Source organism: Pseudoalteromonas prydzensis, assembly GCF_011050055.1.
Classification (GTDB): Bacteria; Pseudomonadota; Gammaproteobacteria; order Enterobacterales; family Alteromonadaceae; genus Pseudoalteromonas; species Pseudoalteromonas prydzensis_A.
Genome location: NZ_DRGM01000210.1, coordinates 23,508 through 38,158 on the forward strand (window position 1 = coordinate 23,508; position 14,651 = coordinate 38,158).

Sequence of the window (14,651 nt, forward strand, 5' to 3'; positions counted from 1 at the left end):
TCGTATTCTCCAAATAAAAATTTCACCTAATTTACCATTCAAACAAAAAAAAGCCACTTCTCAGTGGCTTTTCATTTATCTTAATACTCTAGAAAGTTAATCAGTGACAATCTCAGTGTTTTGAATAGATAACGCACGACCTCGGGTTACCAAGTAAGTGGCAATTTGCAATTGCATTTCAGCTGTCGCTGCAGCACTGCCTTGTGCCGTAGCCCCAGCAGCTGCATTTGCTGCCGGTGTAAGTACCGAACTATGATGCCCTTTAGTAAATTTCACTAAATAGCTCATCCCTTCATCCGTTGGTGCTTGCGATTGCGTTACAGTCGTTAAACCCATTAAATTAGCTAAAGGAAGTGAACCAGCAAGTGGATTATTCACTGTTGTCGGCGGAATAACCTGATCTGGTTTATTCCCTTCACCATCGCCAACCACCACATTCATATACACTGGCGTACCAAGCGCTTGAACCGCTGCGGCATAATTTGTTGGATCGCCACTATCAAGTGCCGTCTGTGCCGCAAATGAAAATTGCGTCATTACACCTTGAATATTGGCTATTTTGGCGTTTTCGTCAGCGACGGTCAAAGAAGCAATATATTCAGGGTAAGCACAGCTTACATAAGCTTGTTGATCAGCAATAACAGCACCACAGTTAGATACAGCATCCGTTTCAAGGAAGGTTGCAAACTCAGCTGATTCAGCAGTGCCTGCGGCTAATAATACAGAGCCTTGCACAAATGGGCCAAAACTCGCTGATTCTAATAAGAAGCTGGCAATGCCGCCGCCACCACTGGCAAGTGCGACACTATTGACTTTGAACAAACCATCAACTTGGCTATCTAAAGGTGTGTTAGCTTGAGTAACAAAAGCGGGAGCAACTACCGAACCTAGTGAATGGCCAATAAACACTACATCAGAAGTGTTAAGTGATGTATCGTTTGTAAAGTTTAGACCTAGACGTAAAGCAAGTAAATCAGCTGCAGACTGTCTTAAATTGTCACGTGCTACTAGTAATGATTGCAAGTTCATATACGCCAGAACAGAACCTGTTGATGCATTAAAATCATCATTACCATCGTCATCCACGTCTATACCACGTTCACCATGCACTGGATGGTCTATTGAGGCCGTTGCAAAGCCTTGAATCGCTAAACTAGCCGTTAATGCCAACATATCTTCTTTTTTAGAAGTAATACCGTGTTGCATAATAACAACAGGCCAACCACCCGCAGGCATTTCAAGTGCCGACATACCAAGACTTTGTGTTCTGATAAAATTTATTACAGGCAAAATAGGTTTTGTTATCTGAACAGGCACTTCTTGCTGGCTTTGTACTTTAGGGATCGGATTGTATTTTGTTAAGTGACGAGTAATATCAATTTTCGGGTAATCATGTAATCTCCCCTCACTTAAACCTTGGCAAAGCGGCTCATATGAACCAACATCAAACATGGTAGGATCAATTTCATCTTCTTTTCCTGCTTCGCGCAGCGCTTGATCAGCTGCTTGCTGATTAAGAACGGCAACTGGGCTTGAACACATGCCTTGCCAATATGTGTCAGCCAAGTTTGCAATTTCTTTCCCTTCAGGTTGAGATAAATACATAGGCAGTGTCACACTACCTTTTTGATATTGAACACCTGCAAATGCTGGCGAAAGTCCAGTAACACCTTGTGAAGCAAAGACTTGCTCAACCGTTAACATTGATTGCTCTGGGATTTGAACCATTGGTGTTGGCAAAGCTGGGTTTTGCAAGCTCGCTGCTAGTAACTTTTTAATAGTACCAAGTACCGGACCAACAGACTGAATCGTCATCGCCCCACTAAAAATAATATCATCTTTACTAATAGTGCCACCTGAGGTGACCACATTTTCATAACTGTTTACCACGCCTTGCAGCGCTAACTGGCTCTCGGTGATCAGTGGCGTCTCCTCACTAACCAAACCATAAGTTGATGAAGGTTCGATAGAACGCCCTAATGAATCTTTAAGCTCAGTCGTCAGCACATTAATATAAGAGCTGCCAGCTTTAAACGGTTTTAGTGGAATAATAGCAACCGCATTGCCACTTGCTTTAGTGATGAAATCAACGCCAAAGGTTAATTCACCTAATAATTTACATCCAGCTCCAGCAGGTACCGCTGCGCAATCTGCATCTGTTAAACTCGCGCCCATAACAACTTCAAAAATACGCACAGATCCCGGCGCTCCAGCCGAACTTTCATCAAGGCTAACATTCGCAGGAAAGGTAAGATCTACTTTATAAGGAACTTGGCTAGACCAGCCATCAAGTGCACCTAGTGCCAGTGACGGGTTAGCATAGGCACTTCTTGGCACTGATACGCCATTAGCACCCAACTCACCGGGGATATTAATAGTGCCATCTTTTGTACCGCTCATTAATAAGTCATTTGGTACTGAAATAACCCCATTTGCGGGATCAAACTTCACTGTAGCTGATGGAATAACTGGTGGTGTATCATTTTTAACATCTTCTAACGTTTCACCGCCGCCGCAACCAGCTAGAGCCGCTGTAATTGCAAGTGAGAGTAGCATTTTTTTCATATTGTTTGCTCCGCACGTAATCTTTTTTTTATGTGTGTTGATAAATAAGTGTAGCTAATTTTGTTACTAATTCTTTTAAGTTTTCGCGTAATATTTAGTTAAAATAATGTAATTAGGTTATTAATAAGACATTAGACCAGTTAAAGTTAACGTAAAGTTTCAAATTTCGCCACCTTATTTTGCAATAAATTCGATAACTTGGTGTTTTGCTATGTTAAAATCAACCAAATTGATTTTTTGGACCTTTATTATGCAAACCTATAAAGCGGCTGATAATGCCCTACAAGACAAAGTGATCTTAGTAACTGGTGCCGGTGATGGCATTGGCCGCGTAGCGGCAATAACCTATGCAAAACATGGCGCAACGGTTATTTTATTAGGTAAAACCACCAGCAAGCTCGAGGCGGTTTATGATGAAATAGTGGCATCTGGCGGTCCAAAACCGGCAATAGTGCCGATGGATTTAAAAGGCGCAAGTAAACAAAATTTCCGTGATTTAGGCGCTACTATCGAACAACAATTCGGTAAGCTTGATGGTTTACTTAATAACGCAGGTATTATTGGTTCATTAGGTCCACTTGAACATTTTTGTTCTTCAACGTTTGATAACATCATCAAAGTGAATGTTACTGCTCAAGCGATGATCACAAAATACATGTTTCCTGTTTTGCGTAAATCGCCTGCTGCGTCAATTATCTTTACTTCTTCTGGCGTTGGCCGCCAAGGTCGTGAATTTTGGGGCGCGTATGCCATTTCAAAGTTTGCCGTTGAAGGCATGATGCAAACATGGGCGTGTGAAGTCGGTAAAACCAATATTCGCATCAATTGTATCAACCCAGGTGCAACCCATACGGCAATGCGCGCCAGTGTCTACCCAGGTGAAGATCGCGATAAACTAGCCTGTCCTGAAGACTTAATGGCAACTTATTTATACTTAATGAGTGATGATTCAAAAGACGTGAATGGCCAATCATTAGACGCACAAACAAAATAAGCTAATTCTTTCGTTTATTATTTAACACATCGTTCATTGTCATCATGCCAGTTGGTAAATACTGACTGGCGTGTTGCTACAACGCCCCCCTTTCGTCAGTTTAAGATGCAGAATGCAACGTTTCACAGCAGCTTGGCTATCAGCCTTAATTCAGCGCTCAACTTGTTATTGATTAAATCAATATCAGTTATTGAAAACAATAATTTCATAAATAGTGAACTTAGCACTAAAGTGAACTCATACCCAATGCGTTACACAACAACTAAGAGACAACATTATGATGCAAACTACAGCAAGCTTTACCCAACAAGACGGATTATTCATCGACGGTCATTTACACACCTTCATTGAACAACAACTTTGTCAGCAAGTTACCCTTGATTGTGCTGATGTTTATCAAGCATTAGCAACACTAGTAGATGAGTTTGGCTGTCAATGCCGTAAAAACAAACACCTTGAAAATGATAGTTTAGATGTTCAAACGTTACTGCATGCTTATCAAGTTGAACAAAATCATCCGCATTGCCATGTTGATGCGCAAACCACAACCGCCGTATTAGATGAATATTGCTGTCAGGTTCCAGCAATTATTGTGGTTGCTTTAATGGATACTTTAAGCGGAACACCAAGCGATGAACATGGCGCAAAGGCAATTTATCAACGTGCTGCGGCACTGACTAACCGACCTTGTACATATCGTGCAGCGCTTAAAAACGCCAACGCAGCGTAAATCATGAATTGCTTAAACGCTCGATTATCCTTTGTGTGAAATCACTGCAACTGAGGATAGTCGAGTTTTGCTGTTGCTCCTGTAAATCAAATGTCACTTCACCCGTATTTAATGTCTGCGCTAATGCATTTTCAATCGCCTGTGCGGCTTCATGCCAATCCATAAAACGCAGCATCATCACCGCACTTAACATACTGCTTGTGGGGTTAGCACTATTTTGCCCCGCGATCCGCGCAAATGTGCCATGGGTAGGTTCAAAAAAAGCCACTTCGTTATTCAAATTAGCCGCTGGCATAATGCCAATGCCGCCTACTTGTGCGGTCAACATATCCGCTAAATAATCACCATTTTGATTAGTGGTTACGACTACATCAAATTGCTCTGGGGTCATTAACGCTTGCTGCAGCATATTATCGGCAATCACTTCTTTGATAATAAGCGGCGTTTGTCCTTCGCGGGGGATCTCTAGCCAGCGTCCATTACTATGTGCTTGCGCTGCAAATTCTCGTTCCGCCAAAGCAAATCCCCAACGCTTAAATGCACCATCTGTGAATTTAAGTACATTGCCTTTATGGACTAAGGTGACTGAGCTGCTATTTTCCGCCATGGCATAATGCAGCGCATAACGTACTAACCGCTCTGAGCCTTCTTTAGAGATATTTTTAATGCCAATTCCACACTGCTGATCAAATCGCAGCCGGGTTACTCCCATCTCTTGGCATAAAAAATCCAGCATTTTTTCAGCTTCCACACTGCCCGCTTGCCATTCAATACCTGAGTAGACATCTTCTGAGCTATCACGAATAACCACGATATTGGTATTTTCAGGGTGCTTTAATGGCGAAGGCAATGCACTGTAGCCCTTGATAGGGCGCATATTAACGAATAAATCCATTTCATGACGCAAAGCAACATTGAGTGAGCGAAAACCACCACCGATAGGGGTCGTTAGCGGCCCTTTTATTGCTATTTTAAATTGCCGAACGGCATGGATCGTCTCTTGAGGAAACCAATCGCCATCGTACAACTGCGCCGCTTTTTCACCATTAAACACTTCCATCCAATGAATTTGACGCTGCCCTTGGTAACATAATTGCACAGCATGATTAACGAGATTACGCATGCATGGGGAAATATCTTGCCCTACGCCATCGCCATCAATATAAGCGATGATAGGTTGTTCAGGTATATGCCAAACACCTTTGTTATCAATCGTTATTTGTTCACCCTGAGGCGGAATTTCAATATGTTGATAACTCATACTATTGCCATGTTTTTGTTATAGAGTGTTGATACAACAATTAAACCATGGATATGATCCTATGTCGTGGCTCTGAGCGTTATACTTACCATTCAACAATAAAATAATGACGCTATTGCCGTGATATAACACTTTACGGCGTTGAGTGGCACACTATATCGTCGATTTCAGTGAGTACATTAGACACTAACTGGCTATCGAGAATAACCCTGTCTGCTTTCAATGCTTTATCTAACTTGAGTGCATGTTGATATAAAGTATCGCAATCGAACATACCTGCGGTCCCTTTTAACATATGTACACTTTGCGAAAAGCCGTCAATATCACCCTCCGCGTATTGCTTAGTCAGTGTATTTCGCTGTGCTTTTAAGCCATCAATGTATACTTGCTTGAGTGCTGCAAATTCATGCTCTGGGAGCTTCACTTCTTCATGCATTTCAATATCTAAATAACTGGCGATTTTTTGACTAAACTCACTGCGATCAATCGGTTTACCGATATGGTCAATAAAGCCTTGTTTTAAATAGCGATCAATTTCATGCTTCATGGTATTAGCCGTTAACGCAACAATCGGTGTTGTTATACCCGTTGCCTGCATAATATGTATCGCTTGTTCGCCGTCCATTATCGGCATTTGAATATCTAATAATATTAAATCAAATTGATGATCTAAAGTCGCTTGCACTGCATCTTGGCCGTTTTCAACTGCGGTAACCGTCAACCCCATACGCTCTAAGATACGCTTAATAAGCTCACGGTTTTCAGGATGATCTTCGGCGACCAATACTTCGCCAACTAAGTTTCGTTGGCACTGACTCGGCAACTCTTTTGCTGTGCTTGCAGATATTTCTTCAAAACTAGTGATCCAGCGCACTCGCGCTGGCATGTACAACGCCATAGTAAGACAGAATTCACTGCCACTGCCAACATGAGAATGAACGGTGATAGTGCCATCTAGTTTTTCAGCTAAACTTTTTGAAATATTTAAGCCAAGCCCAGTACCACCATATTGACGGGAAATCGATGAATCGGCCTGATAAAATGGCGTAAATAGATCAGCTTGTTCGGCATCTGTCATACCAATGCCGGTGTCTTTCACTTTAATCACCAGCTGCTCTTCAGTACAACTCACCACTAATTGAATATGCCCTACCGTGGTAAACTTTAATGCATTAGCAGTTAAATTTAATAATATCTGCCGTAATCGCGTTGGATCAGAGATTATCCAATCGGGCAATGGGAATTGATAATCAACTTTAAATTTAAGGCCTTTATCACGTATTTGTTTACCCAGTAATGACTCAATGTTGGCTATGGTTGCAAATAAGTCAGTCTCAACTAAATCAATCTCAAGACGATTAGCTTCAATTTTTGACATATCCAAGATATCATTAATTAAGCCCAAGACATGACGACTGTTTTGTAAAATAACCCGTATACCATGATTGCGTTCATGGGGTTTGATATCACCTAAGATAATGCCATCTGCGTAGCCAATAATTGACGTCATGGGGGTACGAATTTCATGACTCATATTTGCTAAAAATCGGCTTTTCGCTTCACTGGCATCGCGCAGCTCTTCGGCTAATTGCTGTAACTCTTGGGTACGTAGTTGAACTTTTTGCTCTAGGTTTTTTGTCAGTTCAACATTTTCGTCGTGTAAAATACTAAATTTATTCGCGACTGCAAAAGCCAATAACATAGCATCGAGCGCAGTGCCTATTAAGCCGAGCAAGTATAAATCAATCGTAATTTGTGGCAAAACACCTAAATTAGTGAGGTTTCCCACCATGTTCGGTATGGCCATCGCAAGGTAGGCAAATACAAAAAAACGGGCTGGCTTAAAGCCACTCATCCAACTGCGTATGCCTATGTACAAACCTAGGCATAAAGTCGCCCCCGTGACTATAGTCGCCCAGATAAAGCCAAAACCTGGCCATATTATCGCAAAAGGCACCCCTGCGGTTGATACCACAGCGAGTATAAAAGATGCGTATGATAATTGCGGAAAGCTTTCTTTGAGTTTAAGTAAGCTATTGAAAAATAAAATGTTCGTTAATGGTATTAGCACAAAGCCAACCCAGTGCAAATGAGAGCTGTAATAACCAAAAATTTGATCGGGGATATGAAAAAACTGGCTCCAAGCAAATACCCAACAGGCTGTAAACAAGGCGTAATAAAGATGAGTCACATCCCGTGCGCCAAAATAAATTAATAAGTTATACAAACCCAGCGCAATGCCTACCCCAAAGCACAACATCATCACCATATTCTCGATGGTGATCTGCGCAAAGAAGTCTGAATAGGGTTTTAATACCAGTTTTGGCGGGGTATAAAAATAATCGCTTTCATACTTAGTGATCATAAAATAGCGTTTGCCGGGGGTAAGCGTTATTTTATTACCATAATGAAAAGCAAATTCGTTTTTTTCGACGCCACCGCTCAAATAGCGTGCAAAGGCAATCGTAGGATCGGTCATATCATAGACGCGCGTTTCGATACGCGACACTAAGGTGTTGTAAGGAAACAACACTAATTCATCTAACTGAGTTTGATTTTCCAGCTCCACAACCAACCAATAACTGCCACCGAAATACGTGGTAGTGGATTGTGGTTGTTTATCATCAAGCCAGCTTTTGAGCTGCGAACTAGAGCGCGGAAAACCATCATTACTAGCGGCTAGTAACCTACCAACTTGGAACAAATTAATGTCTTGCTGTTGCTCAGTATATATAAATACATCAGGGGTTGTTGTTGCTCGCACTTCACAAGTATAAGTTGTTAATAGGCCAATAAAAATGACACTGCACAGACCATATACTACCTTTAACAACATACAATAGACCTTCGTTTTATAAGCAAGTTATTAAAATTGATAACTAACATCCAGACCATAGCGACGGCCTTCTCCTTTGAAGTCTTCTAGCATGCCAAGAAATGAACTTAAATCAAATTTTAAATTGCTGTACTCGGTGTTGAATAAGTTTTTCCCCCAAAATACCAAACTCAGATTATCCAATTGATAACGAATATTACCATTTACTAAGCTGTAACCATCTTGCATGGCATACGGATTTTGGTTTTGATCAAAGTAATACTCTGACTGATAATCAACAAGCAATTGTGTTGTTAAAGGGTTACCGGCAAGTTCTATACGATGTTCAACGCCGGCACTGACATTCCATTTTGATGTAAATGGTAAGCGGTTGTCAGTTAAACTATTACCTAAAGGATCTACAAACTCTTCAAATTCCGCATGGGGAATATAACCCAGTGCAAAACGCATCGAAACAGCATCTGTTGCTTGATAATCAATTTCGACTTCAAGCCCATAAATCACAGAGTCACCCACATTTTCAAGTAGTTGCACCGGTGGTTTTTGCACTGATTCAGAGGGCTGATTCATAAATACTTGCTGATCATTATAGTCGTAATAAAAAGCGGCCCAATTAAACCGGACACCTTGCGCTGGCCACCATGACTTTATACCAACCTCATGCGCATTTAAGCGCTCTTTACCGTAATCCGCTAATTCGGCTTGCTCAGGCGAAGATAAGAAACCACCATTATAGCCACCACTTTTGGCGCCATTAGCAAAGCGATAATAGCCGTGGGTTGTATCACTGATAAGGTAGTTCACTGCAAATTGACCAGAAAAACCATTGTCGGATTGCTGCCCTTGTACATGATAAAATGGCACTAAGATGCCGGCTAGATCCGTAGGATCTACGACAATATTTAGCTGTGCGACTGAGTCATAATCAAGTGACTCATACGAATAACGCAATCCTGCACTTATTAACCAGTCAGAATTAAGCTGGTAATCGAACTGGCTAAAAGCGGCAATATTTTGCGTATCAATTTGATTATCGTAAAAGAAGGTAGCGGTTAAGTCAGAGGCTAGAATACCCCGAAAATCGCGGAGTATATCATTAATGTTATCTTGTTTAATTGATTCATCCGCGTAGTACAAACCGCTCGTTAAAGTGTGCTCATCCCACTGCGTTTGCAGGCGTAGCTCTTGACTAAATAAGTGGGTATCAAGTCCTAAATTCCCTTCACATAAACGTGCTGGTGAACCATCACAATTAAACGCATGACTGCGCTCTAATTGCTTATAACTACTAATAGCAACAACTTCATTGCTCTCATTTACTTGCCACTTAATATGTGCGCTGAATCCTTTACCATCCGTTTTGTGAGGCGAATCATTATTTACTTTCACGGTATAAAAATCATCACTGCCGTCATTAAAGCCAAAGTTGTCGAAGCAATTTGTTGAACCCGCTTGACTAGGGCTACATAGTTCACCTGTTAATGGGTTAGCAACTACACCGATGTTCCCCACTGGCTGTACAATTCCTTGCCAATCTTCTAAGTGCCCTTGCAGTAGTAATTGTACATCAGCAAAATCACTTAATATTGATAACCGAGCATTAGTTTGCTCCATTCCCGCCGTCGGTGCTTGGGTAAAAACGTTGTTTGTTGAGTATTCATAATCTTGATGATTAATAGCAACCCGAAATGCAGTATTAGCACTCAATTGATTGTTATACATAGCATCAATGTTAAATGCGTTGTTATTTGCTATACCCGCTGTTAAATACCCCGACTCGTTAAATTCAGGGCGTTTAGTGCGAATTAAAATTGCTCCGCCAGTTGCATTACGACCAAATAAAGTGCCTTGCGGACCACGCAAAATATCCACTTGCTCAATATCAAAAAAATTTACAATTTGATTGCTTGCTGAGCCTACGGCAACATCATCAACATAAATGGCCACAGGAGACGTATTCGCAGTATTATAATCAACTAAACCAACACCACGGATATTAACCGCAGGCGGCGTACCTTCTGCGGCATTTTGACTAATTTTTAAATTAGGCGCGAACACCGACAGTTCAGTTGAATCTTTGTAATGCTGATTTTTTAAGCTATCCCCTTTTACCTGACTTATTGCAATACTGACATCTTCAATTGCTTGCGCTCGCTTTTGCGCATACACTTCAATCACTTCTAGGCCACTTTTGGCGACATGCTCATCTTGTGCTTGCGCAAGCGCAGATAAAACCAGGCTCGATGAGCACAGTAGCAATATACTATTTGACAAAGCTGAACTGTGGCTTTTCATAAGACAATAAACCTTAATACCGAACATATGTAAACATACTGTAATTAGTTGTGATTATAGACTAATTTATTGATTAAAGTCGCCTAAATAACCGATGCTGTGGTTAGTTTTATAGCGAGTTAAACGCATCCTCACCACTGATCTGCTGCGGATACCCGCATAGTGCGCGCGCTGTTTGCATGCCAGCCATCACAGCAGCTTCTACACAGCCCGCATTAACACCTGTTTTTATCCAATCACCGGTGATCAATAGATTACTAAACACGGTACCATCCGTTGCTAAACGGTATTGGCTAGAACCTGTAACCGACAACACATAGCGTTCACTAGGATCGACATTTACACGCCAATATTGTTGATCTAATCGCGCTTGATCCGTTGCATCATCCGCATACAATACCGACCAATCAAAGTCACTATTGTTATATGCTAACGGCCATAACGGCTGCAAATTAGTCGTTACCAATTGTGTTAAATTTGCTTTGACTTGTGCTGTAGCTCTGGTTGGAAAGCTGTGATCGCTTTGCGGCGGATATGCTTGGCAGGGAAATGCACTACAAAAATAAGCAATATTCTGTGGCGCATTGTTTTCTGGCCACTGCTCTTTTTCAACTAAATTTTGCATTGCAGCCCAAGTATCAAATGGTTCACTAAAACCACTCAAAATAGGCCCTTCTTCGCTTGGCGGCATATATTGCCAGCCCAACTGTTGATCTGTTTTAGTTAACCAAAGCTGACTCGCCTGTGTTGCTACTGTAAGCACATTTTTCGCTTGTGCAGCAAAGTTTTCGTCTATTGCTAATAATTGCGGGCAAACATGTTCTAGTGATGCAACCGAAACCCCCAGGATCAGCCGATCAAAATCCTCCTTAAACTGCAGTGTTTTAGTGGGCAGCGAAGCGCCAAAATGCGTTTCATAACACCCAGGCCAATCACTCCAAAATGATTCTAAATTTATATTATGCTGTTGTAATAACTCAGCTTGTTCTAAGTCTATTTGTTGATAAAGTGGCTCACTTGGCCAACAAGGTAAATTTTTCACATTAACTAATGGCTGATATTCTGCACTCGTATTTAAACTCACTTGTTGTTGCAATAACACTGTAGCAACACAGTGTTGGCCATTGTCATCTGCCCCTGGGGTGAGCTGTTGCAGTTGGTGAAAGAACTCAAACTTAACGCCTCTTTGTTTTAATAGTTCATACAATGGCGCAAAAATAACATCGCCCATTCCCGCCTGCATTTTCCACATTACCCCACCGCGATAACATAATGCAATTCTGAGCATCGCAAGTGCAGCAACTCCCGCTTCTACATTTGGTTTATTAAAATCCCCCTGAGGATAGGCAAACACTAAATCATAAAATCCTCGCACAGGCGCAGAATCGACACTGTATTGTTTATTTGCACCATTTTTTAATAACCACTGGCGAAAGTCATACTTGTTAATTACAGCAAAACCATCACGGTAAACTTTATCTTTAATCAATCCAACCAGCATCGCTATCGCTAAATCGGCACAAATATAAATACGCCTCAGCTGTGCATTCTCATCCAGCAACTCGGTTAACTCTTGGTTGATCCAGCGTTTTAGTTTTCTGACGATATACCAAATCACTAAACTATCTTTCTTCTCAGAAATTTGTGGCTGCAGTGTGTGGTTACTTTGCACAAAGCTATTTAATTTATCGACAAGTAAACTAGGTGTTGAAGTGATTTCTTGATTGAGATTTTGTATATCGTTGGTAAACGTTTGCCATGCCTCACTGCCATCAGAAACCAGCGTTTGAATTTGTTGATGAAAATGACGTAGTAGGTATCTATCTCGTGATTTTTTCGTCGTTAATTGCGTGCTTTTAGCTTGGTTACTAGCGGCAGATTCAAATTGTGGTATCCATTCTTTCAGCCATGCCAGGGTCATTTTCACAAAGTCCCATACGGTAATATCTAAACTACCATTCGCTGGGTTGCCCGGTAAAACGGGAAAATCGATAGGCCACGTTTGCCACTGCTCATCAATGTACTCCTCAAGGGCAATAAAACTATGCGGTTTAAGTGCTTGTTGCCAAGTGCTCAGCGCACTCGTTGGCGGTCGCTGTAGCTTGTCATAGACAGTTTCAATGGTTTTAAAACTATTCACATAGGCACCAAACCAGACATGCAAACCATGCTCTTCAATACGTTGCCCCATTGCGGCATTACGGCCACTGGCGCCTTTTCCTCCTAAACGCCAACCTTGTTGATACACAGTAAGGTGTCTTTTTTGCTGCCAATTAGGTTGTTCAGTCAGGTATAAAGCAGCCGTCATTGCCGCAACACCACCACCAATAATAACTATTTTTTCTTGTGCCATGCTGATGCCTTTACACTGGGAGTATTTGTGTTGCTTGAAGTTGATCAAAATCCATTTTGATATAAAACGGCAGATGCACTGCTTGTGCTCCTAGCTGTAAACCAAACATTTGCGCTAAAGGGAAGCTATCTAATTGCTGCAAATGTAGCTGATAATCACCACTGAGTAGCTTAAATTGATGGATTTTTTTTATTTCTGAAGGAGAGTGCATAACAGCTTGATAGACCGCCTTATCACCTTGCCCATCGGGAAATTGTTTGAATAGTATTTGATCCATCTGCGGATTGACAAAACCCTGCAACAGCTGTTTTAACAGCGACAGATCAATGCCAAGATGATCTCCATCGAACAAATTAGCAACCTGTTCACCAAAATTTTCCAATGCAGATAACAAGCCATCACTTTGCATAGTCGCGTTTTTCGTGACCGTAAACAGCTGCTGTGATTGTAATTTTGAAGTTGGCGAAAAATGCTTAAAGCAATCAAGCGATACTGAGAAATCAGTGAGTTGCTCAACTGAGCTAGGCATCTGATAATCGCATAAATATTTATTGTAACCCCATGTTTCTCTACCGTTTATTAATGCATAAACATTATTTACGCAAATAAACGCCGGATACCAATAAAGATGGGTAATATCTTCATCATTGTCCTGCTTCTCTACCTTTGCGATCGGTAGCCAAATAATAATATCAGTCTCTTGCATCCAGCCATGCTCACTAAAGGGCGGCGTTAATGAGGCTATTTTTTCTATATCCGTAAAAGTCAGTAATGCGTATGCACCGATCCCTTTAAAATACAGCTCATCCGTTGCTACGATATTAAGTGTCGCATCGATATAGTGTTGAACTTTGAGCTGGTCAATTTTTGCAAAAAAACCATACATGTTTGCATTAGTCATTCGACATGGTGGCTTTGCAACAGGGTTTGATAAAAAGTGACTATAAGGAGGCAGTGGTACGGTCATGATTTATAATTATTTTGTTAGATAAAAAAATAAGTATAGCCAAAAATTATTACAAGGTAGTAATTTAAGTTAATTATTTTCAGTCAGCAGATAGTGGCTATATTGTTGATAACCAAAGCTATCGAAACATTTTGACAAGGGATTCATAAACCCATGACCGTAATCGACTAACTGACATTTCACTTTAGCTTGTTGCTCTAAGCTAGCCGCAATAGGACCAACATCAAAGTGCGCTTCTTGCTTTGCAAAAATAAACTCGCAGGTCACATTTGCAACTAAATCTAAATGATGGCGAATTTGATTAGGATAAAACGCTACTAATTTTTTTATCTGTGGATTTTTTACTGCTGCTTGACTTCGCCATGCAGCTGCTCCACCGGCACTAAAACCGATTAACGTCGTTGCTTTAGTTACTCTGCTAAGAATAGTATTAAGCTTGTTAAAATAATTATCGTGACCACACTCAGAGATAAATAAATCATATTGTAATTGCTCATCAATCACTGGCTGCAAGTGCCCATTGTACGGATCAACAATAATGCTTTTAGTGGTAAATTGCCGTGCAAAGTGACTCAAATGAGCGGTTTTACCAAAAATATCACTAACAATAATGTATTCCATAGCCAAATCTTATTATTTACAGTTAAATT

The 14,651-nt window shown here is 41.0% G+C and carries 9 protein-coding genes; 2 read left to right on the forward strand and 7 right to left on the reverse strand.

Translation table 11 applies throughout. The features are described from left to right. Positions 1-96: 96 nt before the first annotated feature. Positions 97-2,565, reverse strand: a complete 2,469-nt coding sequence (locus ENH88_RS21460; RefSeq protein WP_304185461.1) for a VolA/Pla-1 family phospholipase — start codon at positions 2,563-2,565, stop codon at positions 97-99. Between the two features lie 250 nt (positions 2,566-2,815). On the opposite strand from ENH88_RS21460, the gene ENH88_RS21465 reads away from it, so the two are divergent. After that, positions 2,816-3,559: a YciK family oxidoreductase gene (locus ENH88_RS21465; RefSeq protein WP_304185462.1), complete on the forward strand. Its 744-nt coding sequence runs from the start codon at positions 2,816-2,818 to the stop codon at positions 3,557-3,559. Positions 3,560-3,839: 280 nt separating this feature from the next. Continuing rightward, positions 3,840-4,289 carry a hypothetical protein gene (locus tag ENH88_RS21470; protein WP_304185638.1) on the forward strand — a complete coding sequence of 150 codons (450 nt, stop codon included), beginning with the start codon at positions 3,840-3,842 and terminating at the stop codon, positions 4,287-4,289. A 1-nt stretch (position 4,290) separates the two neighbouring features. Here ENH88_RS21470 and icd read toward each other — a convergent pair whose 3' ends face one another. The 6 genes from icd to ENH88_RS21500 form a co-directional block, all read right to left on the reverse strand. After that, positions 4,291-5,550, reverse strand: a complete 1,260-nt coding sequence (gene icd / locus ENH88_RS21475) for an NADP-dependent isocitrate dehydrogenase (protein WP_304185464.1) — start codon at positions 5,548-5,550, stop codon at positions 4,291-4,293. 133 nt (positions 5,551-5,683) lie between these two features. Next, positions 5,684-8,386, reverse strand: a complete 2,703-nt coding sequence (locus tag ENH88_RS21480) for a 7TM diverse intracellular signaling domain-containing protein (protein ID WP_304185466.1) — start codon at positions 8,384-8,386, stop codon at positions 5,684-5,686. 30 nt (positions 8,387-8,416) lie between these two features. After that, positions 8,417-10,681, reverse strand: coding sequence for a TonB-dependent receptor (locus tag ENH88_RS21485; RefSeq protein ID WP_304185467.1), 2,265 nt, complete (start codon positions 10,679-10,681; stop codon positions 8,417-8,419). A gap of 109 nt (positions 10,682-10,790) precedes the next feature. Then, positions 10,791-13,034, reverse strand: coding sequence for an NAD(P)-binding protein (locus tag ENH88_RS21490; protein WP_304185469.1), 2,244 nt, complete (start codon positions 13,032-13,034; stop codon positions 10,791-10,793). Positions 13,035-13,044: 10 nt separating this feature from the next. Further along, positions 13,045-13,935 carry an acetoacetate decarboxylase gene (locus ENH88_RS21495; RefSeq protein ID WP_349768660.1) on the reverse strand — a complete coding sequence of 297 codons (891 nt, stop codon included), beginning with the start codon at positions 13,933-13,935 and terminating at the stop codon, positions 13,045-13,047. Between the two features lie 135 nt (positions 13,936-14,070). Next, on the reverse strand, positions 14,071-14,622 hold the full coding sequence (locus ENH88_RS21500) for a dienelactone hydrolase family protein (protein WP_304185474.1): 552 nt from the start codon (positions 14,620-14,622) through the stop codon (positions 14,071-14,073). Positions 14,623-14,651: the final 29 nt, after the last annotated feature.

What these genes read in the sequence shown, in the direction of transcription:
- ENH88_RS21460 (WP_304185461.1), bottom strand. Translation starts at nt 2,565, where the DNA reads ATGAAAAAAATGCTACTCTCACTTGCAATTACAGCGGCTCTAGCTGGT.
- ENH88_RS21465 (WP_304185462.1), top strand. Translation starts at nt 2,816, where the DNA reads ATGCAAACCTATAAAGCGGCTGATAATGCCCTACAAGACAAAGTGATC.
- ENH88_RS21470 (WP_304185638.1), top strand. Translation starts at nt 3,840, where the DNA reads ATGCAAACTACAGCAAGCTTTACCCAACAAGACGGATTATTCATCGAC.
- icd (WP_304185464.1), bottom strand. Translation starts at nt 5,550, where the DNA reads ATGAGTTATCAACATATTGAAATTCCGCCTCAGGGTGAACAAATAACG.
- ENH88_RS21480 (WP_304185466.1), bottom strand. Translation starts at nt 8,386, where the DNA reads ATGTTGTTAAAGGTAGTATATGGTCTGTGCAGTGTCATTTTTATTGGC.
- ENH88_RS21485 (WP_304185467.1), bottom strand. Translation starts at nt 10,681, where the DNA reads ATGAAAAGCCACAGTTCAGCTTTGTCAAATAGTATATTGCTACTGTGC.
- ENH88_RS21490 (WP_304185469.1), bottom strand. Translation starts at nt 13,034, where the DNA reads ATGGCACAAGAAAAAATAGTTATTATTGGTGGTGGTGTTGCGGCAATG.
- ENH88_RS21495 (WP_349768660.1), bottom strand. Translation starts at nt 13,935, where the DNA reads ATGACTAATGCAAACATGTATGGTTTTTTTGCAAAAATTGACCAGCTC.
- ENH88_RS21500 (WP_304185474.1), bottom strand. Translation starts at nt 14,622, where the DNA reads ATGGAATACATTATTGTTAGTGATATTTTTGGTAAAACCGCTCATTTG.